This window comes from Propionicicella superfundia DSM 22317, assembly GCF_000423465.1.
Lineage (GTDB): Bacteria > Actinomycetota > Actinomycetes > Propionibacteriales > Propionibacteriaceae > Propionicicella > Propionicicella superfundia.
In genome coordinates, this window is record NZ_KE384020.1 from 262,190 (window position 1) to 286,236 (window position 24,047).

Annotated in this window: 23 protein-coding genes; 16 read left to right on the top strand and 7 right to left on the bottom strand. The window is 68.7% G+C overall.

Features of this window, described 5'->3' with window-relative positions; translation table 11 throughout:
• The first annotated feature begins 1 nt into the window (after nt 1).
• The 8 genes from rapZ to G555_RS0106335 all read left to right on the top strand — a co-directional run bounded on the left by rapZ (nt 2) and on the right by G555_RS0106335 (nt 6,747).
• Nucleotides 2-874, top strand: a complete 873-nt coding sequence (gene rapZ / locus G555_RS0106300) for an RNase adapter RapZ (RefSeq protein ID WP_028708220.1) — start codon at nt 2-4, stop codon at nt 872-874.
• Nucleotides 874-1,815 (top strand): gluconeogenesis factor YvcK family protein, encoded by a 942-nt coding sequence (locus G555_RS0106305; protein WP_028708221.1) that lies wholly within the window; start codon nt 874-876, stop codon nt 1,813-1,815. The genes rapZ and G555_RS0106305 overlap by 1 nt, the downstream gene beginning before the upstream one ends.
• Before the next feature lie 32 nt (nt 1,816-1,847).
• Nucleotides 1,848-2,834: a DNA-binding protein WhiA gene (gene whiA / locus G555_RS0106310; RefSeq protein WP_028708222.1), complete on the top strand. Its 987-nt coding sequence runs from the start codon at nt 1,848-1,850 to the stop codon at nt 2,832-2,834.
• A gap of 151 nt (nt 2,835-2,985) precedes the next feature.
• Nucleotides 2,986-3,990: a type I glyceraldehyde-3-phosphate dehydrogenase gene (gene gap / locus G555_RS0106315; protein ID WP_028708223.1), complete on the top strand. Its 1,005-nt coding sequence runs from the start codon at nt 2,986-2,988 to the stop codon at nt 3,988-3,990.
• A 13-nt stretch (nt 3,991-4,003) separates the two neighbouring features.
• The gene (locus G555_RS0106320; protein ID WP_028708224.1) at nt 4,004-5,197 is read left to right on the top strand and encodes a phosphoglycerate kinase; all 1,194 of its coding nucleotides are present in this window, start codon (nt 4,004-4,006) and stop codon (nt 5,195-5,197) included.
• A 2-nt stretch (nt 5,198-5,199) separates the two neighbouring features.
• Entirely contained in the window at nt 5,200-5,979 is a 780-nt protein-coding gene (gene tpiA / locus G555_RS0106325; RefSeq protein ID WP_028708225.1) for a triose-phosphate isomerase, read from the top strand.
• A gap of 103 nt (nt 5,980-6,082) precedes the next feature.
• A complete protein-coding gene (gene secG, locus G555_RS0106330) occupies nt 6,083-6,346 on the top strand; it encodes a preprotein translocase subunit SecG (RefSeq protein ID WP_028708226.1) in 264 nt (87 codons plus the stop codon).
• A 44-nt stretch (nt 6,347-6,390) separates the two neighbouring features.
• The gene (locus G555_RS0106335; RefSeq protein ID WP_051208508.1) at nt 6,391-6,747 is read left to right on the top strand and encodes an RNA polymerase-binding protein RbpA; all 357 of its coding nucleotides are present in this window, start codon (nt 6,391-6,393) and stop codon (nt 6,745-6,747) included.
• Nucleotides 6,748-6,879: 132 nt separating this feature from the next.
• Here G555_RS0106335 and pgl read toward each other — a convergent pair whose 3' ends face one another.
• From pgl to zwf, 3 genes are read right to left on the bottom strand one after another with little or no spacing between them, the layout of a single operon-like run.
• Nucleotides 6,880-7,608, bottom strand: a complete 729-nt coding sequence (gene pgl / locus G555_RS0106340; protein WP_036921512.1) for a 6-phosphogluconolactonase — start codon at nt 7,606-7,608, stop codon at nt 6,880-6,882.
• A 1-nt stretch (nt 7,609) separates the two neighbouring features.
• On the bottom strand, nt 7,610-8,527 hold the full coding sequence (locus G555_RS0106345) for a glucose-6-phosphate dehydrogenase assembly protein OpcA (RefSeq protein ID WP_028708229.1): 918 nt from the start codon (nt 8,525-8,527) through the stop codon (nt 7,610-7,612).
• Between the two features lie 16 nt (nt 8,528-8,543).
• The gene (gene zwf / locus G555_RS0106350) at nt 8,544-10,013 is read right to left on the bottom strand and encodes a glucose-6-phosphate dehydrogenase (RefSeq protein WP_281168185.1); all 1,470 of its coding nucleotides are present in this window, start codon (nt 10,011-10,013) and stop codon (nt 8,544-8,546) included.
• A gap of 327 nt (nt 10,014-10,340) precedes the next feature.
• Here zwf and G555_RS18360 point away from each other — a divergent pair, with 327 nt between their 5' ends.
• Nucleotides 10,341-11,264 carry a heme o synthase gene (locus tag G555_RS18360; RefSeq protein WP_425413837.1) on the top strand — a complete coding sequence of 308 codons (924 nt, stop codon included), beginning with the start codon at nt 10,341-10,343 and terminating at the stop codon, nt 11,262-11,264.
• Here the strand turns inward: G555_RS18360 and G555_RS18365 are convergent.
• From G555_RS18365 to G555_RS0106370, 3 genes are read right to left on the bottom strand one after another with little or no spacing between them, the layout of a single operon-like run.
• Nucleotides 11,178-12,122, bottom strand: coding sequence for a COX15/CtaA family protein (locus tag G555_RS18365; RefSeq protein WP_245581210.1), 945 nt, complete (start codon nt 12,120-12,122; stop codon nt 11,178-11,180). The two genes, G555_RS18360 and G555_RS18365, sit on opposite strands and share 87 nt — an antisense overlap.
• A complete protein-coding gene (locus G555_RS0106365) occupies nt 12,110-12,871 on the bottom strand; it encodes an ABC transporter permease (protein ID WP_028708231.1) in 762 nt (253 codons plus the stop codon). The genes G555_RS18365 and G555_RS0106365 overlap by 13 nt, the downstream gene beginning before the upstream one ends.
• On the bottom strand, nt 12,868-13,578 hold the full coding sequence (locus G555_RS0106370; protein ID WP_028708232.1) for an ABC transporter ATP-binding protein: 711 nt from the start codon (nt 13,576-13,578) through the stop codon (nt 12,868-12,870). Before G555_RS0106370 ends, G555_RS0106365 begins: the two co-directional genes overlap by 4 nt.
• A 278-nt stretch (nt 13,579-13,856) precedes the next feature.
• Here G555_RS0106370 and G555_RS18370 point away from each other — a divergent pair, with 278 nt between their 5' ends.
• From G555_RS18370 to G555_RS0106395, 5 genes are all read left to right on the top strand, one after another.
• Nucleotides 13,857-14,498 carry a YesL family protein gene (locus G555_RS18370; RefSeq protein ID WP_051208509.1) on the top strand — a complete coding sequence of 214 codons (642 nt, stop codon included), beginning with the start codon at nt 13,857-13,859 and terminating at the stop codon, nt 14,496-14,498.
• Nucleotides 14,499-14,667: 169 nt separating this feature from the next.
• Nucleotides 14,668-16,011, top strand: a complete 1,344-nt coding sequence (locus G555_RS0106380) for an ABC transporter substrate-binding protein (RefSeq protein WP_028708233.1) — start codon at nt 14,668-14,670, stop codon at nt 16,009-16,011.
• 68 nt (nt 16,012-16,079) lie between these two features.
• The gene (locus tag G555_RS0106385; RefSeq protein ID WP_028708234.1) at nt 16,080-16,922 is read left to right on the top strand and encodes a carbohydrate ABC transporter permease; all 843 of its coding nucleotides are present in this window, start codon (nt 16,080-16,082) and stop codon (nt 16,920-16,922) included.
• Nucleotides 16,919-17,752, top strand: coding sequence for a carbohydrate ABC transporter permease (locus G555_RS0106390; protein ID WP_028708235.1), 834 nt, complete (start codon nt 16,919-16,921; stop codon nt 17,750-17,752). The genes G555_RS0106385 and G555_RS0106390 overlap by 4 nt, the downstream gene beginning before the upstream one ends.
• Before the next feature lie 49 nt (nt 17,753-17,801).
• Nucleotides 17,802-18,908: a LacI family DNA-binding transcriptional regulator gene (locus tag G555_RS0106395; protein WP_028708236.1), complete on the top strand. Its 1,107-nt coding sequence runs from the start codon at nt 17,802-17,804 to the stop codon at nt 18,906-18,908.
• Nucleotides 18,909-19,002: 94 nt separating this feature from the next.
• On the opposite strand, the gene G555_RS18375 is transcribed toward G555_RS0106395, so the two are convergent.
• A complete protein-coding gene (locus G555_RS18375; protein WP_156887499.1) occupies nt 19,003-21,576 on the bottom strand; it encodes a sodium-translocating pyrophosphatase in 2,574 nt (857 codons plus the stop codon).
• Between the two features lie 310 nt (nt 21,577-21,886).
• On the opposite strand from G555_RS18375, the gene G555_RS18380 reads away from it, so the two are divergent.
• Together G555_RS18380 and sufB are read left to right on the top strand one after the other, a co-directional pair.
• Complete coding sequence (locus G555_RS18380) at nt 21,887-22,576, top strand: helix-turn-helix transcriptional regulator (RefSeq protein WP_036921515.1); 690 nt, start codon at nt 21,887-21,889, stop codon at nt 22,574-22,576.
• Nucleotides 22,573-24,012: a Fe-S cluster assembly protein SufB gene (gene sufB / locus G555_RS0106410; protein WP_084634834.1), complete on the top strand. Its 1,440-nt coding sequence runs from the start codon at nt 22,573-22,575 to the stop codon at nt 24,010-24,012. The genes G555_RS18380 and sufB overlap by 4 nt, the downstream gene beginning before the upstream one ends.
• The last annotated feature ends 35 nt before the right edge of the window (nt 24,013-24,047 follow it).

A 24,047-nucleotide genomic window follows, 5' to 3' on the forward strand; every position in this document is an offset into this window, starting at 1 on the left:
GGTGTCGAGCACTCTCGTCCCAGCCGATCCGCGCGTCGTCGTGATCACCGGCTTGTCCGGTGCCGGTCGCCGGACTGCATCGCACGCCCTGGAGGACCACGGTTGGTACGTGGTCGACAATCTCCCGCCGGCGATGCTTCCCGACCTCCTCGCGACGGTCTCCAAATACAAGATCAACCGCGTGGCGGTCGTGCTGGACGTCCGCACGCGGGCCCTGTTCGACCAGATCCCGGCCGCCTTCGACCAGTTGGCGGACATGGGAGTGCGGCCGGAGATCCTGTTCCTGGAGGCGTCGGATCCGGTGATCGTGGCCCGGCAGGAGTCGGTGCGGCGACCGCATCCGCTGCAGGGCGACGGGCCGCTGCTGTCCGGGATCTCCCGTGAGCGCCGGATGCTGGCCGCGTTGCGGGCGGCGGCGGACCTGGTCATCGACACGTCGGACCAGAACGTCCATCAACTGGCGGCGCGCGTCGTGCACACCTACGGCGGGCCGAGCAGCGAACTGCGGTGGGTCATCGAGTCGTTCGGTTTCAAGAACGGCATCCCGCTGGACGCGGACATCGTGATGGACGTCCGGTTCCTGCCGAACCCGCACTGGGTCCCCGATCTCCGCCCTCAGACAGGCCTGTCGCGAGCGGTGAGCGACTACGTGCTCGGGCAGCCCGGCGCGGCGGCGTTCCTGGACCAACTGGAGTCGCTGCTGGTCATCATGACCGAGGGGTTCGTCCGCGAGGGGAAGCGCTTCGGCCTCCTCGCCATCGGCTGCACCGGAGGCAAGCACCGCAGCACCGCCATCAGCGAGGAGATGGGTCGCCGGCTGCGGGAACGGGGTGTCGCCACGCAGGTGATCCACCGCGACCTCGGCCTGGAGTGATGGTGTCGCACCCGCCCTCGGCGGCGGCGCTCGGAGGGGGGCACGGGCTGTCCGCGTCCCTCTCGGCGCTGCGCCGCATCACCGACCGGCTGACGGCGATCGTGACGGTCGCCGACGACGGCGGCTCCTCGGGCCGGCTGCGGGAGGAGTTCGACATCCTCCCGCCGGGAGACCTGCGGATGGCGCTGGCTGCGCTGTGCGGCGACGACCGGATCGGGCGGAGCTGGGCCGACATCCTGCAGTCGCGGTTCCGCGGCGACGGACCGCTCGGCGGGCACGCGATCGGGAACCTCCTCATCGCGGGGCTGTGGCAGCGATTCGACCCGGTCACCGGGCTCGACATGGTCGCGGAACTGCTGCACTCCCTCGGGCGGGTGCTGCCGATGTCGCTGGTCCCCCTGGCGATCGAGGCGGACGTCCTCGGGGTCTCCCACGAGACGCCCGACGAGGTCACGGTGGTGCGCGGCCAGGCGACCGTGGCGAAGACGCGAGGGGCCGTGCAGCGGGTGCGACTCCTGCCCGCCGATCCGCCCGCGGCCCCGGCCGCCGTCGCGGCGGTGCGCGAGGCCGACTTCGTGATCCTGGGCCCCGGGTCGTGGTTCACCTCGGTCATCCCGCACCTGTTGGTCCCCGACCTCGCCGACGCGATCGTGAACACCCGCGCGCACCGCATCCTCACCCTCAACATCGAGGCGGCGGCCGAGACGGCGGGCCTGACCGCCGGGCGGCACATCGAGGTGCTCGCCGAGCATGCCCCCACACTGCGGCTGGACACGGTCCTCGCCGATGTGCGGCTGTCCAGGTCCGACCGTCATATCCAGCGTTTCGTGGAGTCTCTTGGAGGACGGCTGATGATCGCCGACGTGGCGATGAGAGACGGCACTGCGCGCCACGACCCGAACAGGCTCGCCGCCGCGTACGCCGAAATCATGGGCCTGTAGGGCTCGCCGCGACGGAATGAGATGATGCGCAGATGGCAATGACCGATCAGGTGAAGTCCGAACTCGCCGCCGTCCCTGTGACCAAGCCGTGCTGCCGGAAGGCAGAGCTCGTGGCGATGCTGCGGTTCGCCGGGGGGCTCCACATCGCCGGGGGCCGTCTCGTCGTCGAGGCGGAGTTCGACACGGGCGCGGCGGCGCGGCGGCTGCGGGCGTTCGTGCTCGACCTGTACGGCTTCGGGAGCGAGCTCATCGTCGTCAGCGGCTCCCAGCTCAAGCGCGGCGCCAGGTACGTCGTCCGCCTCATCCACGACGGTGAGTCGCTGGCCCGTCAGACGGGACTGATCGACGGTCACGGACGACCTGTCCGCGGGCTGCCGTCCTCGGTCGTCGGGGGCGGTATCTGCGACGGCGTCGCCGCGTGGCGCGGTGCGTTCCTCGCCCACGGCTCGCTCACCGAGCCCGGCCGCTCGATGTCGCTGGAGATCAGCGCACCGGGTTCGGAGTCCGCGCTCGCCCTGGTCGGGATCGCGCGTCGGCTGGGAGTGCCGGCGAAGGCGCGGGAGGTACGCGGCATCGACCGTGTCGTCGTGCGGGACGGCGACGCGATCGCCGCCATGCTGACCAGGCTCGGCGCACACGAGTCCGTCCTGGCGTGGGAGGAGCGGCGGCTGCGCCGCGAGGTGCGTGCCTCGGCGAATCGGCTGGCCAACTTCGACGATGCCAACCTGCGGCGTTCGGCCAGGGCGGCGGTCGCCGCCGGCGTGCGTGTCCGTCGAGCGCTGGAGATCCTCGGCGACGACGTCCCCGAGCACCTGCTCGTCGCGGGCCGGCTGCGGCTGGAGCATCAGCAGGCCAGCCTCGAAGAACTCGGGCAGCACCACAATCCACCGCTGACCAAGGACGCGGTGGCGGGCCGTATCCGTCGCCTTCTCGCCACCGCCGACAAACGCGCCGCCGACCTCGGAATCCCGACCACCGAGGACGCTCTGACGCCCGAGATGCGCGACGGTGAGGATTGATCACATCGCCGGTTGGCGTCGGTCTCGTGCCGGTATCCGGTCAGGTTTCCCGGCGGCGTGATCACCTCGGAATATTCGTTAGAGTGGAGCTTGTCAGTGTCAGTCCATGCTGACTGGCAAGTCGAATCCTCCACGAAGGAGCACCCACACCATGACCGTTAAGGTTGGTATCAACGGCTTCGGCCGGATCGGCCGGAACTTCTACCGTGCCATCCTCGCCAGCGGTGCCGATGTCGAGGTGGTCGGCGTCAACGACCTCACCGACAACAAGACGCTCGCCCACCTCCTCAAGTACGACTCGATCCTGCATCGTCTCGACGCCGAGGTCTCCTACGACGACGAGTTCATCATCGTCGGCGGTCACAAGATCCACGCCCTGGCCGAGCGCGATCCTGCCGCGCTTCCGTGGGGCGAGCTCGGCGCCGACATCGTCATCGAGTCGACGGGTCGCTTCACGAAGGCCGAGGCCGCCAAGGCGCATCTGACCGCCGGTGCCAAGAAGGTCATCATCTCCGCGCCGGCGAAGGGCGAGGACATCACCGTCGTGATGGGTGTGAACGATGCCGACTACGACTCGGCCAAGCACACCATCATCTCCAACGCGTCCTGCACCACCAACTGTCTCGCGCCGATGGCGAAGGTGCTGAACGAGAAGTTCGGGATCGTCAAGGGCCTCATGACCACGGTCCACGCCTACACCGCCGACCAGAACCTGCAGGACGGCCCGCACTCCGACCTGCGCCGCGCCCGCGCCGCCGCGCTGAACATCGTCCCGACGAAGACCGGTGCCGCCCAGGCCGTCGCGCTGGTGCTGCCCGAGCTTCAGGGCAAGTTCGACGGCTACGCCCTGCGTGTGCCGACGCCGACCGGCTCCGCCACCGACCTCACCTTCGAGGCCGGCGCCGACGTCACGGTCGAGCAGGTCAACGCCGCGATCAAGGAGGCCGCCGAGGGGCCGCTGAAGGGAATCCTCGCGTACACCGAGGATCCGATCGTGTCGAAGGACATCGAGACCGATCCCCATTCCTGCATCTTCGACGCGGGCCTGACCAAGGTCATCGGCAACCTCGTCAAGGTGGTCGGCTGGTACGACAACGAGTGGGGTTACTCGAACCGCCTCGTCGACCTGGCCGTCCTCGTCGGCTCCAAGCTCTGAGTCGGGGCCCTGGGTGAAGTCGATCGAAGAACTCGGCGATCTCACCGGGAAGCGAGTGCTGATCCGGTGCGATTTCAATGTCCCGCTCGATGGCGACCGCATCACCGATGACGGTCGCATCAGGGCAGCCCTCCCGACCCTCACGAAGCTGCGTGAGGCCGGGGCTCGAGTCATCGTCATGGCTCACCTGGGGCGCCCGAAGGGCACCGTCAACCCCGCGTTCTCGCTCGCCCCGGCCGCTGCGCGGCTGGGGGAGCTGCTGGGGATCGACGTGGCGCTGGCCGCCGACGTCGTCGGGCCGTCTGCGCAGGCCACCGTCGCTGCGCTCGGAGACGGCGACGTCGCGCTGCTGGAGAACGTCCGGTACGAACCGGGCGAGGAGTCCAAGGACGAGGCCGAGCGCGTGGCGCTGGCCGAGAAGTACGCGGCCCTGGCCGACGTGTTCGTGTCCGACGGCTTCGGCGTGGTCCACCGCAAGCAGGCGTCCGTCTACGACGTCGCGAAGCTGCTGCCGAGCGCGGCCGGCCTCCTGGTCGCCAAGGAGGTCTCCGTCCTCGAGAAGCTCGTCAACGACCCGGAGCGTCCCTCCGTCGTCGTGCTCGGCGGGGCGAAGGTGGCCGACAAACTGGCGGTGATCGAGAATCTCCTGAAGACGGCCGACACGCTGATCGTGGGTGGCGGCATGGCGTACACCTTCTTGAAGTCGCGGGGGCTCGAGGTCGGTACCTCCATCCTGGACGCCGAGAAGGTGGACACGGTGAAGGGCTACCTCGCGACGGCCGCCGCCACCGGGAAGAAGCTCCTGCTGCCGGTGGACATCGTCGTGGCCCCGGAGTTCTCCAACGATGCTCCCGCCACGGTCGTCCCCGTCGAGGCGATCCCCGCCGACCAGATGGGGCTCGACATCGGCCCGGCGACCGCGCAGGCGTTCGCCGCGGCGATCTCCGAGGCGAAGACGGTCTTCTGGAACGGGCCGATGGGCGTGTTCGAGATGCCGACGTTCTCCAAGGGCACGAAGGCCATTGCGACAGCGCTGGCCGAGACGGAGGCGTTCACCGTGATCGGCGGCGGCGACTCCGCAGCGGCGGTCCGCCAGTTGGGGTTCTCCGACGACCAGTTCGGTCACATCTCCACCGGCGGCGGTGCGTCGCTGGAGTACCTGGAAGGCAAGGAATTGCCCGGTCTGGCCGTCCTTGAGGAGGACTGACGATGAGTCGCAAACCGCTCATGGCGGGCAACTGGAAGATGAACCTCAACCACGTCGAGGCGGCCGGTCTCGTGCAGAACCTCGCGTGGACGCTGAAGGATCGCAAGTTCGATCCCGAGCGGTCCGAGGCGACGGTGCTGGTGCCGTACACCGACATCCGCACCGTCCAGACGCTGATCGAGGGCGACAAGCTGCCGTTCTCGCACGGTGCCCAGGACGTGTCCACGCACGAGTCGGGCGCGTTCACCGGCGAGGTGTCGGCCGACATGCTGGCCAAGCTGAACTGTGCGTACGTCGTCGTCGGCCACTCCGAGCGCCGCGAGTATCACGGTGAGACCGACGAGGTCGTCAACGCCAAGGCGCGGGCCGCGCTGGCGCATGGGATGACGCCGATCGTGTGCGTGGGGGAGGGGCTCGACATCCGCAAGGAAGGACGCCATGTCCCGTACACGCTGGACCAGGTGAAGGGCTCGCTCGCCGGACTGTCCGCCGAGCAGGTCGGCGGGCTGGTCGTCGCGTACGAGCCGGTCTGGGCCATCGGGACCGGTGAGGTCGCGACCCCGGACGATGCGCAGGAGGTGTGCGGGGCGATCCGGGGTTTCATCTCCGACGAGTTCGGAGCCGAGGCCGCCGCCGCCGTGCGGATCCAGTACGGCGGTTCGGTGAAGGGCAGCAATGTCGCCGAGATCATGGCTCGGCCGGACATCGACGGTGCGCTGGTCGGAGGCGCGAGCCTCAAGCCCGAGGACTTCGCATCCATCGTGTTGTTCTACGAACAGTGAGTCCAGGCGATCGGGTGGGTGCCGGCGACGGCGCCCACCCGATCGGTCTGTTCGCATCGGATAGGGCGAACACCTTCTCTGAGTTAGGATTCTCGTTGTGTCTATGACTTGGCCGATCCTCATCGTCTCGATCATCCTCGCAGCCTGCAGTGTGGTGCTCGCGGCGTTCGTCCTGCTGCACAAGGGGCGGGGCGGCGGCCTGTCCGACCTGTTCGGCGGCGGGATGTCGACGTCCATGGGAGGAACGTCGGTGGCCGAGCGCAACCTCGACCGGTTGACGGTCGTCATCGGCCTGGTGTGGCTTGCCTGTGTCGTGGCGTTGCTCGTCCTGTACAAGTACTTCCCGACCGTCGCCCCGATGGTGTGAGTGGTCGAGACCGCGCGTGAATGTGAACAAGGAGTAGAGCAGAAGTGGCTGGTGGGAGCGCGATTCGCGGTAGCCGTGTAGGGGCTGGACCGCTCGGAGAGGCTGAACGAGGAGACGCGGCGCCGCGGTTGTACGTCTCGTATTACTGTTCGAACGGACACCAGACCCGGCCGGCCTTCGCCGTCGAGGCCCAGGTGCCCGAGACCTGGGACTGCCCGCGATGCGGCCTGCCGGCGAACATGGACGCCGAGAACCCGCCGCCCCCGCCGAAGACGCAGCCGTACAAGACCCATCTGGCCTATGTGAAGGAGCGGCGCAGCGACTCCGAGGCAGCGAAGATCCTCGCCGAGGCGCTCGTCGACCTGCGCAAGCGTCGCGAACTGGGCGAGGTCTTCTACTGAGCCGTTCCCTCAGCCCTGCACGCGGCCGCTCCCTCGCGGGAGCGGCCGTCGTCACGTCATGACCTCCTCGGTGTCGCGGATCGCCCAGGCGGCGACGAGTCCGCGGCGACGGCGGTCGCGGCTCGGGCCGTGTCAGAGCTCGCAGTGGTACGGAACCGGGAGTCCCTCGCAGGCGGCGACGTCCAGGAAGAAGCGGGTCGCGACCGTCCCGCTGATGCGTCCGCCGGGCAGCGTCTCGTCGCCGGCGACCGCGCGGGCGACGGCGTCCGCCTTGTCGTGGCCGGTCACGAGGAACCACACCTCCCGGGAGTTGTTCAGCACGGGGACGGTGAGACTGATGCGCTCGGCGGGTGGCTTGGGCGCTTCGGTGACCTCGATCACCTTGGCGATCGGCGGGTCGGAGGACGGATGGTCGGGGAAGATGGACGCCACGTGTCCGTCGGGCCCCATGCCGAGCAGGCAGATGTCGAAGGCCGTGTCGCCGAGTTCCTTCGCATAGGTCGAGGCTGCCTGTGCGCCGTCGAGGATGCCGTCGGAACCGGGCATGGAGTGGGTGAGGGCCGGGGAGAGGCCGAGGCTGCCCAGGATCTCCAGCGTCGGGCCCGCGTTCCGATCCGGATCGCTGCTCGGCAGGAACCGCTCGTCACCCCACCACAGCTCCAACTGGTCGGAGTGCAGCGCCCCCTTGGCGTGGGCCGCGAAACGCGCGTACATCCGCTGCGCGATGCGTCCGCCGGTGAGGCACAGTTGCGCCACGGCGCCGGCCTCCTGGATTCCTGCGAGGTCCCGGACGAGTCGTCGCGCGACGCCGTCGGCGAGGTCGTCGGGGTCCGGGTAGCGGTGGATGCGCCGTATGGCCACGTCAGGCCCCCTCTCCCTCGCGACGATATCGCTCCGACAGGGTCTCCATGGTGGCCTCGAAGACCTCGTCGGTGTCCAGGCGCCGCAGTTCCTCGGTGAGCAGGTCGTTGATGTCGCGTCGGCGCAGCGCGACGGTCCGGCACGGCAGCCCGGGCGCCGTGAACTGTGCGAGGGCGCCGTCGGTGCGGGTGATGGCGATGTCGCCGGCGTCGGTGTGCATCACGACGCCGGTGATGCCCGGCCCGTCCGAGGCGAGTTGCTCGACCGGAACGGCCAGCCTGTTCGCCAGCCATGCCGCCAGCAGCGTCGCCGGTGCGTTGTCGCGGTTTCCGGACAGGGTGACCGACCGCACGGTGGCGGGGTACTGGTCGAGCGCCGTCACGAGCAGGGCCCGCCACCGGGTGAGCCGGGTCCAGGTGAGGTCGGTGTCACCGACGGAGTGCGAGGCGGCGCGTTCGCGGAGGGCCTGCTGCGGGTCCGGTGCGCCCATCGCGTCGGTGATGCGGCGGGTGCCGAGCTCGCCGATCGGGTCGGAGCCCGGTCGCGCCGGGGCGATCCCCGGCCACCACACGACGATCGGCGAGTCGGGCAGCAGCAACGGGACGAGCGTGGAGCGCCGGTGCTGGGCGAGCTCTCCGCGGAACAGCAGGGTGATGACCTCGCCCGGCACGTCCTCGCCCATCCGGATCGTCGCGTCCAGGCCGGTCTCGGTCTCCGTGCGAGTGGCGATGACGATGATCCGCGAGGGGTGCTCGCGGCCGGCGTCCACGCAGGCCCGCAGCACGCGGTCGAAGTCCCACGTGTCGGCCACGACGATCATCGTGAAGACCAGGCCGCTCGCCACGCCTTGATTGCGGCGTGCCTGGATGAGCTGGGCGTTGATGCCCGCCGAGGTCGTGTCGTCCAGAGTGAGGATCACGCTTCCACCTCTCGTCTCATGGCCTGCGCCAGGTGCGTCCGCTCGCGGCCATCATCGCCGCCGCGGACTCCGGGCCCCACGTGCCCGACGCGTAGGGGTCGGGCGTGGTCGGAAGGGACGCCCAGTAGTCCAGGACCGGGTCGAGGATGCGCCACGATGCCTCGACCTGCGCGCGCTGGGGGAACAGCGGTGGATCGCCGAGCAGGACGTCGATGATGAGCCGTTCGTACGCCTCGGGGGAGGACTCGGTGAACGAGCCCCCGTAGGTGAAGTCCATGCTGACCTCGCGGATCTCCATCTGCGTGCTGGGCACCTTGGCCCCGAACCGGAGCGTGACGCCCTCGTCGGGCTGGATGCGCAACACGATCGCGTTCGCTCCGAGCTCGGCCACGTCGGTGAACGGCAGGTGCGGTGCCGGCTGGAGCACGAGTGCGATCTCCGTCACGCGGCGCGGCATCCGTTTCGCCGCCCGCAGGTAGAACGGGACGCCCGCCCAGCGGCGGTTGTCGATGTCGACGCGGATCGCGGCGTACGTCTCGGTCCGGGAATCCTGGGGGATGCCGTCCTCCTCCAGATAGCCGCGCACCTTGACGCCGCCGGCCCACGCACCTGTGTACTGGCCGCGAGCCGTGTCGCGGGCGAAGTCCCGCGGCGGCCGTACGGCATCCAGCACCTTCTGCTTCTCGATCCGCAGGTTCTCGGCGGTGAAGGACGTGGGCTCCTCCATGGCCGTCAGCGCCAGCAGTTGCAGCAGGTGGTTCTGGATGACGTCGCGGGCGGCGCCGATGCCGTCGTAGTATCCGGCGCGGCCGCCGATGCCGATGTCCTCGGCCATCGTGATCTGCACGTGGTCGATGTACGTCCGGCTCCAGATCGGCTCGAACAACTGGTTCGCGAAGCGCAGCGCCAGCAGGTTCTGCACCGTCTCCTTGCCGAGGTAGTGGTCGATGCGGAAGACGGACGACTCGGGAAACGCCGACGACACGGTCTTCTCGAGTTCCTGTGCGCTGGTGAGGTCGCGTCCGAACGGCTTCTCGATGACGACGCGGCTCCACCTGCCGGGGGAGTGCTCGGTGAGCCCGACGCGCGTGAGTTGGGCGATGACCTGGTTGAACATCCGCGGCGGGACGGACAGGTAGAACGCATGGTTTCCCCCGGTGCCCTGGACGTTGTCCAATTCCTGCAGCGTCGCCTTCAGCCGCACGAACGCCTCGTCGTCGTCGAAGGTGCCCTGGACGAACCGGATGGACTCCATGAGCTGGGCCCAGGTCTCCTCGCGGAACGGCGTGCGGGAATGCTCACGGACCGAGTCGTGGACGACCTGGGCGAAGTCCTCGTCGGCCCAGTCGCGTCGTGCGAAGCCGACGAGTCCGAAGCCCGGGGGCAGCAGCCCGCGGTTGGCCAGGTCGTACAACGCCGGCATGAGCTTCTTGCGGGACAGGTCGCCGGTCACGCCGAACAGCACGAGCGCGCAGGGTCCGGGAATGCGCGGAACTCGGCGATCCTGCAGGTCCTGCAACGGGTTGGGGCGATCGGGATCACTCACGTGGTTTCCTCATCCTGCCGGTGCGATGGTCCGGGGACCATCCTGCCCGCCGTGCGTCGCAGCCGATCCCTCCCCCTCATCTTGCTGCACCGGCGGCCCGGGCGAAAGGCGCGGATCGCCGGCCGGGCCGGTTCGGCGGCGCCGGGGGCACGGGGCACGAGCGTGAGGACGGGAGTTCCGGGTTGTGCCGGGGTACGGGTAACGTACGACCAACCGTTCTCCGGCCCCTGCGGCGGGGACCGGGCCGCCCGTGAGGAAGGCATCGCCATCACCGACAGCGCCACCACGCAGACCCCGGCCAAGCGCACCGGCCGGGAGATCATCGCTGCGTACGTGGGGCTCACGAAGCCTCGCATCATCGAGTTGCTGCTGGTCACGACCATCCCGGCCATGTTCCTGGCCGCCGGCGGCGTCCCGGACCTGTGGGTCGTCCTCTGGACGATGACGGGCGGGACTCTGGCGGCCGCGAGCGCCAACGTCTTCAACTCGGTGCTGGACGCCGACATCGACCAGCACATGCGCCGCACCCGGAACCGCCCGATGCCGCGGCATTCGGTCTCGCGTGGGGCGGCCTTCGCCTTCGGCGCGGTGTTGGGCGTCGGCTCCGTGGTCGTGCTGGGCCTCGGGACGACGCCGCTGGCGGCCCTGCTGGCCGTCGTCGCGAACGCCTACTACGTGTTCGTCTACACGATGGCCCTGAAGCGGCGGACGTCCCAGAACATCGTGTGGGGCGGCATCGCCGGCTGTTTCCCTCCCCTCATCGGCTGGGTCGCCGTGACCGGGGAGGTGGCCCTTCCTCCGCTCGTGCTGTTCGCCATCGTCTTCGCGTGGACGCCGCCGCACACCTGGGCGCTGGCGATCCGCTACAAGGAGGACTACGCGCAGGCGCACATCCCGATGCTCCCTGTCGTCATGCCGCCCCGGAAGGTGGCGGCGCGCATCCTCGCGTACACGATCCTCACGGTCGCGGTCAGCCTGCTGTTGTGGCCGGTGGCCGGCACGGGCTGGCTGTACGTGGCGGTCGCCGGCGGCGCGGGACTGGCGATGATCGGCGAGGCCGTCCTGCTGTACCGGCGCGCCGCGAAGGGCGTGGACGAGATCCAGCTACGGCCGATGCGCCTGTTCCACCTTTCGAACACCTATCTGGCGCTCGTCTTCGCCGCCGCCGCCGTCGACACGCTGCTTCCCTGAACGGACCACCCGGAAGGCGAGGTTGGCCAGCGCGGCCGAGAACAGGGCCGTGCCGAGCATGTGGGTGATCACGATCTCCAGCGGCAGGTGGGTGGCGTACTGGACGTAGCCGACGATCCCCTGGAGGATCTCGACCACGAGAAGCAGGACGACGGCTCGCCGGGCGGTTGTCCGGCGCAGGGCGACCAATGCCCAGACCGTTGCGGCGACGAGCGCCCACGCGGCCCAGGCGTGGGTCTTCGCCGTGAGTTCGAGGGGGAGCCCGTTGCGGGTTGCGGCGCCGTCGCCGGAGTTCGGTCCCGCGCCGGTGGTCACCACACCCGCCGCGAGGACGACCACGCCGAGCAGCGTGACGATCCGGACCGCGAGGACGCCGCCGCGGTGGGCATCGGTGACGAGCGGGACGTCCCACGCCACGTGGATCATCTTCACGCAGAGCGCGACGAGGGCGACCGACAGCACCATGTGCAGCCCGACCACCCAGGGATTCAGGCGTGCGAGGACCGACAGCCCCCCAACGACCGCCTGGAGGGGGATACCGAGCCCGGCCGCCAGCGCCAGCCGCGCGAGTCGGCGGTCGGCCGCGCCGCGGCGCGCCGCGCGCACCGCGAGGACGAACGTGACGACGGCGATGGCGGCGAGGACGAAGGTGAGCAGCCGGTTGCCGAACTCGATCGCTCCGTGGATGCCGAGCTCGGGATGCGGCGTGTAGGAGTCGGCCGTGCACTGGGGCCAGGTGGGGCAGCCGAGGCCGGAGCCGGTGACGCGGACGATCGCACCTGTGACGATGATCACCTGGTTGGCGACGAGGGACGCGACCGTCCAGCCTTTCAGAGACATGCCCTTCACGACATCCACCGGAACGCCTTTCGCGCGAGCAGGATCGAGCCTGCGGCCCAGCCGAGCAGGACGAGCAGGGGCCAGGCCACGGTAGCGCCGATCGCCGAGGCGCGGAGAGTCTCTCCGAGCGCGCCCGTCGGAAGCGCCCACACGATCGGCCGCAGGACCGGCGGGAAGACGTCGACCGGGATCATGATCCCTGCGACGAGCCCGGCGAGATAGACCAGGTTCGCCAGCGCGAGCGTCACCTCGGCCTTCAGCCGCCCGGCCGGCACGAGCGCCAGTCCCGCGAACGCGAGCCCGGCCAGGCCGGTCGCTGCGAGGGCGATGAGTGCATCGACGGGACCGCCGCGCGGCCTCCAGCCGAGGGCCAGCCCCAGGAGGCCGAGCAGCAGGCACTGGGTCGCGGCCACGGCGGTGACGGCGACGGCCTTGCCTGCGATCAGGCCGGTCGGGCCGAGGGGAGTGGCGACGAGCCGTTCGAGCACCCCGTCGCGACGCTCGAATCCGGTGAGGATCGCCAGGGAGGTGAAGGTCGACGACCACACGGCGAGGGCGAGCACCGACGGCACGAGGGCGTCGAGCGTCACCGGGAACCGGTCCGCGAGCAGACGACCGCCGACGAGGAGGCCGACCGGGATGACGACCGCGAGCAGCAGTTGCTCGCCGTTGCGGAGCACGATGCCCAGCTCGGTGAGCGCGTGCGCCCGGATGCGCCGGGCCGCGGGGGCGGCCGCAGCGGCGGGCGTGAGGTCGAGCCCGCTCATCGCGGTGTCCTTCCGCGCGTGTGGGCGAGGAACACGTCCTCCAGGGATGCGGTGGCCGTCAGCTCTGCCGTCACGCCTCCGGTCACGATCCGCCCGTCGTCCATGATGTACACGTGGTCGGCGCGGACGGCCTCGGCCATGTCGTGGGTGGCGAGGACGATCGTCACGCCTGCGTCGCGGAGGCGGTCCATCACGTCCCAGGTATGGCGGCGGGCATGCGGGTCCATTCCGGCGGTGGGCTCGTCGAGGACGACGAGTTCGGGGCGTCCGATGAGGGCGGCCGCGAGGTTGAGGGCCTGCCGCTGACCGCCCGACAGGCGCCGGAAAGGGATCTCGGCGAAGTCGCCGACGCCGAGGTCGTCCATGAGCGGGCCGACCGGGTGGGGCGTGGCGTAGAGCCGCGCCAGATACCCGAGGAGCCGGCGGGGGGTGATCCCCGACCACGATCCGGGGCTCTGGGGCATCCAGCCCACGCGCAGGCGGTTGGCCGCGCTGCCGGGCGCCTCACCGAGCACGCGGACCGTCCCCGCATCGGGTGTGATGAGCCCGGTGCAGCACCGGAAGGTTGTCGTCTTGCCCGCGCCGTTGGGGCCGAGCACCGCCGTGATCGCGCCACGCTCGGCGGTCAGACTGAGCCCGGCGAGGATCCGCCGCGACCCGCGGGTGACGTCGACACCATGGATGGCGACGGCGGCGGGCGGACTCACGGGGTCAGTCTACGGGCCGCCGCGCCGCGCTCGCCCGGGCCGGGTTCCCGGGTCATCGACGGCCGTGGGTCGTGGTCTCGACAGGATCGACCATGCGCCGCCCGGGTCACCAGACGGGCGCTCTCATCCTGGGTTCCGGGGTGCGGACGACCGGGGACGCGGAAAGGGGGCCGGAAACGTATCCGGGGCAGGTGGTTCGCCGTCCGTCGCGTCCGATGCCGGCCTGAATGTAGGGTGATGGGGATTCGGGCGTGGCCGCGCCGGGAAGGAGGCGGGTCATGCGAACCCCTCGGTTCGACGTGGAGGCGCCGTTCTGGCGCACGATGGGCCGCATCGGCGACATCATCTTGCTCAATGCGCTGACACTGGTCGCCTGCCTTCCGGTGGTCACCGCCGGTGCCGCGCTCACCGCCCTCTACGACGGCGCCCGCCGACTGCTGGCGGGGGAGGGCGGATCGGTGACGGCGCTGTTCTTCCGCTCGTTCCGGTCCAACTTCCGGCAGGCCACCGCGCTGTGGGGCATCGTTGCGGTCGCCGGCGTGGGGGTGGCCGCCTCCTGGTGGCCCGATGTTCCGCCCCTTCTCGTCGGACTGCGCGTGGTCCTCACCGCCGTCTATCTGCTGACCTTCCCCTTCGTCTGGGTGTTGCAGGCGCGATTCGTCAACACCGTGCCGAACACCCTCAGGAACGCGTTCGTGGTCGCTTTCGGACGGCCGCGGTGGTCGTTGGGCGTGCTCGCCGTGCACGCAGGGATCCTCTGCCTTGCCGTGGCAGTGGCGATCTGGCTTCCCCAGGGGCTGCTCCTGCTGCTTCTCCTCGGATACCCGCTGGTGGTCTTCGCCGCCACGCCGCTGGCGGAGCGGGCCATCGCGCCGCTGCTGGCGCAGGCGTCCCAGGCGGGCGCCACCGGCGTCCGCTAACGCTCCGGACACGATCCCGGCCCGGGTGTTGCGCTCGGGACCGAAGTCGCGTAGCTTGCAGCCAAGAGACCGGAAACGTTTCCGGATGTGGCCAGCGTGGGCACCCGAAGACGGCTCTCGGTAGCAGCTCCACATCCGGCCGATGATGGCCGGATAGGAAGGTTGATCAATGAGGCACCACAAACTGTTGCGTCTGCTGAGCGCAGGAGCGGCCGCACTCGCCCTCACCGGAACGTTGGCGGCGTGCGGATCTCCCTCCAGCGGCGGCACCGCGGGCTCGGACGGCAAGGTGTACTACCTCAACTTCAAGCCCGAGGTCGCCGATGCCTGGAAGAACCTCGCGACCGAGTACACGAACGAGACCGGCGTCGCCGTCAGCGTCCAGACCGCGGCGTCCGGCACCTACGAGACCACGCTGAAGTCCGAGATGGCCAAGTCGGAAGCGCCGACGCTGTTCCAGGTGAACGGGCCCGTGGGCCTCGCCACGTGGAAGGACTATGCGGCCGACCTGTCCGACACCGCGATCTACAAGAATCTGACCGACCAGAACGTCGCGCTGAAGAGCGACGACGGGAGCCAGGCGCTCGCAGTTCCGTTCGCGATGGAGACCTACGGCATCATCTACAACAAGGCCCTGCTGCAGAAGTACCTGGCGCTGCCGGGCGCCGCCGTGACGTCGATCGACCAGATCGACAACCTCGCCACGCTGCAGAAGGTCGCCGAAGGCATCCAGGCCGACAAGAGCAAGCTGGGCGTCGAGGGCGCGTTCACGTCGGCCGGGTTCGACTCGTCCTCCGACTGGCGCTTCCACACCCACCTGGCGAACGTCCCGCTCTACTACGAGTACAAGGCCGACAACATCACCGGCCAGCCGGAGTCGATCAAGGGGACGTACCTCGACGGGTACAAGAAGATCTTCGACCTGTACCTGCAGAACTCGACCACCAAGCCGTCGCTGCTGTCGAGCAAGACGATCGAGGACGCCAACTCCGAGTTCGCGTTGGGCAAGGCCGTCTTCTATCAGAACGGCACCTGGGCCTACAACGACATCAAGGGCAAGAAGGTCGCCGACGCCGACATGGGGATGCTGCCGATCTACATCGGCGCCGAGGGCGAGGAGAACCAGGGCCTGTGCACGGGCTCGGAGAACTACTGGGTGATCAACAGCAACGCCTCCGAGGCCGACCAGGCCGCGACCAAGGCGTTCCTCGAGTGGGTCATCACCTCCGACAAGGGGCGCGAGGCGCTGAGCAACACCATGGGCTTCGTGACGCCGTTCTCGACCTTCGGCGACTACACGTCGACCAACCCGCTGGTGCTGGCCGACGCCGCCTACCAGAAGGCCGGGAAGACGCCGGTGAGCTGGAACTTCACCACCATGCCGTCGCAGAACTGGAAGACCACGCTGGGCCAGGCCCTGCTGCAGTACGCGCAGGGGACCAGTGACTGGGACGGCGTGAAGAAGGCATTCGTCGACAACTGGGCCGTCGAGTACAAGCTCGTCCACTCCTGACGCCTGCCGGTGGTGCGGGGGCGCTCCCTCCGCACCACCGACGGCCGGACCCCGAAGGAGCCTGACTTATGAAGAAGATCCTCCCACGCTGGGGCTGGCTGTTCACCGGCCCCACCCTCGTCGCGTTCCTGATCGGGTTCGTCATCCCGTTCGTCCTGGGCGTGTACCTCTCGTTCACCCGGTTCACCACGATCACGCGGACGACCTGGGTCGGGCTGGCGAACTACGCCCGGGTGTTCGGCGACAGCGTCTTCCTCCACTCCCTGTGGTACACGGCGGCCTTCTCCGTCGTGACGACCCTCGTCATCAACGTCGCGGCGTTCGCCGTCGCCTACATGCTCGTGAAGGCCATCAAGGGCTCGAACATCTTCCGATCGGTCTTCTTCATGCCGAACCTCATCGGCGGCATCGTCCTCGGCTACATCTGGCTGCTCCTGCTCAACGGCGTCCTCAGCCTGTGGGCGCGGTCGATCACGTACTCGGAGACCTTCGGGTTCTGGGGCATGGTCGTCTTGATGTGCTGGCAGCAGATCGGCTACATGATGGTGATCTACATCGCGGGCCTCCAGTCGGTGCCCGAAGACGTCATCGAGGCGGCCAAGGTCGACGGGGCGTCCAACCGGACGATCCTGTGGCGCATCATCATCCCGCTCGTCATGCCGTCGATCACGGTGTGCACGTTCCTGACGCTGACGAACGGGTTCAAGATGTTCGACCAGAACCTCGCGCTCACGAACGGGGCGCCGTCGCGGATGTCCGAACTGCTCGCCCTCAACATCTTCAACACGTTCTACGGCCGGCCCGGGTTCGAGGGCGTCGGCCAGGCGAAGGCCGTCATCTTCCTGCTCATCGTCGCGGCGATCTCGCTGGCCCAGAATTACTTCACCCGCCGGAGGGAGTCGAAGGCATGACTGAGACACGTCGCCCGCGGGCGTGGACGGTGTTCTTCTCGCTGCTGTCCGTCGCGTACGTCTATCCGATCGTCCTCGTCCTCATCAACTCGTTCAAGGACAAGGTCTTCATCGCCGACAACCCGTTCACGCTCCCCACCGCCGAGTCGTTCGTCGGTCTCGGCAATTACGAGCGCGGCGTGCAGATGACCGACTTCTTCGCGTCGTTCGGGTGGTCCCTGGTCATCACGGTCGGCGCGACCGCACTCATCCTGCTGTGCACCTCCATGAGCGCGTGGTGGATCGTGCGGGTGGACAACCTGTTCGCGAAGTCGCTGTACACGTCCTTCCTGTTCAACCTCGTCGTGCCGTTCCAGATGGTGATGTTCACCCTGTCGTGGTTCACCGACCTCCTCGGGCTGGGCACCCCGTTCGGGCTGTGGATCGTGTATCTCGGCTTCGGCGCGGGACTCGCCGTCTTCATCTTCACCGGCTTCGTGAAGTCCATTCCCACCGAGCTGGAGGAGGCGGCGCTGATGGACGGCTGCGGCCCCGTCCGCACGTTCTTCTGGGTCATCCTGCCGGTGATGAAACCGGCGATCGTGACGGTCGGCATTCTGCAGGTCATGTGGCTGTGGAACGACTATCTGCTGCCGTACCTGACGCTCGACCTGAAGCACTACAAGACGATCCCGATCGCCGTTCAGTATCTGAAGGGCGGCTACGGATCGGTCGACATGGGGGCGATGATGGGAGTCCTCGTGCTCGCCATGGTCCCGGTCATCGTCTTCTATCTCGCATCCCAGCGGCACATCATCCGCGGGGTGGTGTCGGGAGCGGTGAAGGGCTGAACGCGGCTCACCCCGGCACGACACGTAGGCATCGGGATCCATCGAGGAGATGAGCAGTGTGGCCGGAATCACCATCAAGGAGCTCGCCGAGATCTGCGGCGTGGCCGTGAGCACGGTGTCGCGGGCCATGAACGACCGGTCGGACGTGAACCCCGAGACGCGCATGCGCATCCTCGCCGCCGCGCACGAGCACGGGTACACGCCGAACGCGAGTGCGCGGAGTCTGAAGATCGCAGCGACTCGATCGGTCGCCGTGATCATCCAGGGCGAGCCGGGGCAACTGTTGTTCCAGATGCTCGGCCAGTTGGAGCAGCAGTTGGGCGACGAGGGGTACGACGTGATCGTGTCCCATGTTCCCGAGGCGCGGGCGCACGCCAGCACGGTCGAGCGGATCGTCGACGACGGGAAGTTCGCCGGCGTCGTGTTCCTCGGCCGCTACGGCGATCGCGCCGACCGCAGCGCGCCCGAGCTGAGCCGCAAGCTCGCGTCCATCGACGTGCCGATGGTCTTCTGCACGACCGTCGAGTTCTCGGACTCGCCCGGCCTGCACTCCTCGGTGTCGGTGGACGACAGGGCGGGCGCCTACGAGCTCACCCGCCATCTTCTCGAGCAGGGGCACCGGAGGATCGCCTTCGGCGGCACCGGCATCGCCGGTCACCACCGGCACCCGTGGGCGTTGCGACTGAGCGGCTACCGGGCCGCACTCGCCGAGGCAGGTCTGGAGGCGGACCCGGGACTGGTGATCGCGTCGATCCACCCGCAGCGGCTGTACACCATGACCGACGGCTACGAGTCGGCAAAGGCCTGGCTGCGGAGCGGCCCCCCGCCCTTCACCGCCATCGTCGGAGCGTGCGACGCCACGGCCATCGGAATCGGGCGAGCGCTCCACGAGGCGGGCATCAGCGTGCCCGAGGACTGTTCGCTGACGGGCTTCGACGGGCTTGAGGCGGCGTTCTTCACCACGCCGACGCTCACGACCATGCGGCAGCCGCTCGACACGGTCGCGCAGCTCACCAGCCGCGTCCTGCTGTCGGCGATGTCGGCCGCGCCGCGCGCGACCGAGCAGATCTGGATCCGCGGCGACCTCGCGGTGGGCGAGTCGACCGGTCCCGCTCCGGCCGAAGGCGTCCGGATCGACGTGCGCGCGCTGGCGTAGCGGCCGGACAACGGCGCGGCACGGCGGTCCACGACGAGGGGCGCCACCCGGATGGGTGGCGCCCCTCGTCGTCAGGGTGCTGCGGGAGGAGCCGTCACCTCTGGGCGGGCTCGGCGGCGGGCTGTGTCGCCGGATCGGCGGCCTGGACGGTCGCCGCCGCGTCCCGTTCGGGCGTGTCCGACGGCTCGCCGCCCGCGGGCGGATCCTCGACGTCCTCGATCCGCATGCGGAAGAACGAACGCCACACGAAGTACATCGACAGGGCGAAGAACACGGCCGCGAGCACGGACGTGACGGCCTGGTTGCCCTGCGACGAGATGGACACGGCCAGCTCGACCGCCAGCAGGCCGAACAGCGTCGTGAACTTGATGACCGGGTTCAGCGCCACCGACGAGGTGTCCTTGAAGGGGTCGCCCACGGTGTCGCCGACGATCGTGGCGTCGTGCAGGTCGGTGCCCTTGGCGGCGAGCTCGGTCTCGACGACCTTCTTCGCGTTGTCCCAGGCGCCACCCGCGTTCGCCATGAAGATCGCCTGGAAGAGCCCGACGATCGCGATCGAGATCAGGTACCCGATGAAGAAGTACGGGTCGACGAAGGCGAAGGCGAGCGTGCCGAAGAAGATCGCGAGGAAGATCATCAGCATGCCCTGCTGGGCGTACTTGGTGCAGATCTCGACGACCTCGGTGGAGTCCTTCGTGGACGCCTTCGCGTCGGCGCTGTCGTCCAGGTGGATGTGGCTCTTGATGAACTCGACGGCCCGGTATGCGCCGGTCGTCACCGCCTGGGTGGACGCACCCGTGAACCAGTAGATCATCGCGCCGCCGGTGATGAGCCCGAGCAGGAAGGGCGGGTGGATGAGCGAGAGGTTCTTCACCAGATCGGACTGCAGCCCGTTGGTGAGCGTCATGACGATCGAGAAGATCATCGTGGTCGCCCCGACGACGGCGGTGCCGATGAGGACGGGCTTGGCCGTCGCCTTGAAGGTGTTGCCCGCGCCGTCGTTCTCCTCGAGCATGGCCTTGGCCGCGTTCCACTTCGGCTCGTACCCCTCGGCGGAGCGGATCTTGGCGTCGATGTCCGGAACGGCCTCGATCCGCGACAGCTCGTACACCGACTGCGCGTTGTCGGTGACCGGGCCGTACGAGTCGACGGCGATCGTGACGGGACCCATGCCGAGGAAGCCGAACGCGACCAGGCCGAAGGCGAACACCGCGGCGGCCTCGGGCAGGGTGTTGAGGGCGTCGCCGACGCCGGTCGTCGACACGAGGTAGGCGATGCCCATCAGGCCCACGATCGCGATGCCGAGCCAGTACGCGGAGAAGTTGCCCGCGACGAACCCGGACAGGATGTTCAGCGAGGGACCGCCCTCCTTGGAGGACTTCACGACCTCCTTGACGTGCGAGGACTTGGTCGAGGTGAACACCTTCACGAGCTCGGGGATGAGCGCGCCGGCGAGCGTCCCGCAGGAGACGATGATCGACAGCTTCCACCACAGGGTCGGATCGTGGACGCCGTTGCCGGCGTTCTCGGCCAGGAACACCGCCGATGCGAGGAACGTGAGGGCGATGGACACGAGGCTCGTCACCCAGACCAGGGAGCTCAGCGGACGTTCGAAGTCGAAGTCGGTGGCGCCGTAGCGAGACTTCGCGATGGCTTCGTTGATCCAGTAGGACACGAGCGAGGCGATGAGCATGAGGGAGCGGACGGCGAAGATCCAGATGAGGAGCGTCGCCTGCAGGGCGGGGTTCTCGCCGCCGCTGAGGCCGATGCCGAGCAGCAGGAAGGTGATGAGCGCGACGCCGGTGACGCCGTACGTCTCGAAGCCGTCGGCCGAGGGGCCGACCGAGTCGCCGGCGTTGTCGCCGGTGCAGTCGGCGATCGTGCCGGGGTTGCGGGGGTCGTCCTCACCGATCTTGAAGACGATCTTCATCAGGTCGGAGCCGATGTCGGCGATCTTGGTGAAGATGCCGCCGGCGATCCGCAACGTCGCTGCGCCGAGGGACTCGCCGATCGCGAAGCCGATGAAGCACTTGCCGGCCAGGTCGAGCGGCAGGAACGCCAGGATGACCAGCATCAGGAACAGTTCCAGCGAGATCAGGACCATGCCGACCGACATGCCCGAGCGGGTGGGGATCTCGTGGACCGGCCACTTCTCCCCGCGCAGCGAGGCGTACGCCGTGCGCGAGTTCGCGAAGGTGTTGATGCGGATCCCGAACCAGGCGACGCCGAACGATCCGGCCATGCCGATCAGGGAGAACAGGATGATCACGAGGATCTGCCACCAGGCCAGCTTCACGAGCACCGCGTAGTAGACGACGATCACGATCGCGATGAAGACCCACAGGCCGAGCAGGAACCTGCCCTGCTTCACCAGGTACGCCTTGCACGTGGTGTAGATGAGCTCGGAGATCTCCCGCATGGACTCGTGCACCGGGAGGTTCTTGAGCTTGCCGTAGGTGAGCAGGCCGAAGGCCAGCCCGAGCAGGCAGATCACGAGCCCGGCGTACAGGTACACCTGGCCGGGGATGCCGAGGAAGCTGACGCCACCGTCACGCAGCGCCGACGGAAGCACGAGGTTGGCTTCGCCGCCGCCCGAATGGGGCGTGTCGGAGCCGGGCTGCGCGGAACATCCGGCCAGCGCTGCGGCGGTGAGGCCGAAGGCGGCCAGTGCGCCACGGCGGACGGGGCGTCGGCCCCTCCTCCGTGCGGGTTCGACAAGAGAATCGGTTGTCACGATGAGTCCTTCTCCGTGGTGCCGTCAACATCGGCGTCGTCGGTTCGTGTGTGTGCCACACTTCTGCGCCTGCAACCCTACGAGCGTGGGACGCAAGGCGCGCCGATGTTGGAAAACTGGTCACCGATGTCCGAAGTGTGGAACGTCTGACCCGCGATGCCGGGCCGGAGTTTGGATTTGGGGCGAAAAAGGAAAGAATGAAGTTGTGAAAACGGTAGGCGATCCCCGCGAGACGGAGCCGGACGTGGCTCCGGCACCCGCCGTGGACGGCGACGCCACCACCCGGGAGCGTGTCGCCCGGTCCATCCTGCAGTACGGGCCGTCGACGGCGGCCCAACTCGCCGAGCGGCTGCATCTCACCCCGGCGGCCGTCCGGCGGCATCTGGCCACGCTCGTGGAGGCGGGCCACCTCGTCCCGCGCCGCGAGCGGGTCTTCGGGCCCCGCGGGCGCGGGCGCCCGGCCAACGTGTTCGTGATCACCGACCAGGGCCGGTGCGAGTTCTACCAGGCCTACGACGATCTCGCCATCAAGGCCCTCGACTACCTCCGGGAGTCCGCCGGGCCGCATGCGGTGGAGCAGTTCGCCGAGTACCTGTTCGCGGCGGTGGCCGCCCGGTTCGACGACGTCCGCACCGACGAGCAGGACCTTCCCCGCGTCGAGACCCTGGCCGAGGTCCTCAGCGAGCAGGGGTACCTGGCCGGCGTCGAGCCGATCGAATCGGGCACCCAGCTCTGCCAGTACCATTGCCCGGTCGCGCACGTGGCCGAGCGCTACCCGCAGTTGTGCGACGTCGAGACCCGCGTCTTCGCCGATCTGCTCGGGAGCCATGTGCAGCGCCTCGCCACCATCGCGCGCGGCGACGGCATCTGCACCACGCACGTCCCGAAGCCCGTCCCGAACCCGTTGCACCCGTCACCGAGGGAGAACCAATGACTCAAGTCAAGCCCATGCCCGGTCTGGGGGCCACCCAGGATGAGCACATCGCGGCGCTGGGGAACTACCAGTACGGGTGGCACGACTCCGACGCGGCCGGCGCCGTCGCCCAGCGCGGCCTCACCCCCGACGTCGTCCGCGGCATCTCGCACCTGAAGGACGAGCCGGACTGGATGCTGCAGCGCCGGCTGAAGGGACTGCGGCTCTTCGAGCGCAAGCCCATGCCCGCCTGGGGCGCCGACCTCGGCGAGATCGACTTCGACCAGATCAAGTACTTCGTGCGCTCCACCGAGAAGCAGGCGGCGAGCTGGGACGACCTCCCCGCCGACATCAAGAACACCTATGACCGGCTGGGCATCCCCGAGGCCGAGAAGGCGCGCCTCGTCGCCGGCGTGGCCGCCCAGTACGAGTCCGAGGTCGTGTACCACAAGATCAACGAGGAACTGGAGAAGCAGGGCGTCGTCTTCCTCGACACCGACACCGGCCTGAAGGAGCATCCCGAGATCTTCGAGGAGTACTTCGGCTCGGTGATCCCGGTCGGCGACAACAAGTTCGCCGCCCTCAACACGGCGGTGTGGTCCGGGGGGTCCTTCGTGTACGTGCCGCCGGGCGTCCACGTGCGGATTCCCCTGCAGGCCTACTTCCGGATCAACACCGAGAACATGGGGCAGTTCGAGCGCACGCTGATCATCGCCGACGAGGGCTCCTACGTGCACTACGTCGAGGGCTGCACCGCCCCGATCTACTCGACGGACTCGCTGCACAGCGCCGTCGTCGAGATCATCGTGCGGAAGAACGCCCGCGTCCGGTACACCACGATCCAGAACTGGTCGACCAACGTGTACAACCTCGTCACCAAGCGCGCGATCTGCGACGAGGGCGCGACCATGGAGTGGATCGACGGCAACATCGGCTCGAAGGCGACCATGAAGTACCCCGCGGTCTACCTGATGGGCGAGCACTCCCGCGGCGAGACCTTGTCCATCGCGTTCGCCGGCGAGGGGCAGCATCAGGACGCCGGGTCGAAGATGGTGCACTGTGCGCCGCACACCTCGTCGTCGATCATCTCCAAGTCGGTGGCCCGCGGCGGCGGCAGGTCGTCGTACCGGGGCCTCGTCCAGGTGCAGGAGGGCGCGCATCACGCCGCCTCCTCCGTGAAGTGCGACGCGCTCCTGGTGGACACCATCAGCCGCTCCGACACCTACCCGTACGTGGACGTCCGCGAGGACGACGTCTCGATGGCGCACGAGGCCACCGTGTCGAAGGTGAGCGACGACCAGCTCTTCTACCTGATGAGCCGCGGCATGGGCGAGGACGAGGCGATGGCGATGATCGTGCGCGGCTTCGTCGAGCCGATCGCGCGCGAACTGCCCATGGAGTACGCGCTGGAGCTCAACAGGCTGATCGAACTGCAGATGGAAGGGGCCGTGGGCTGACCCCGGCCGCACGAGAGCACGCGAGAGAAGAGTAC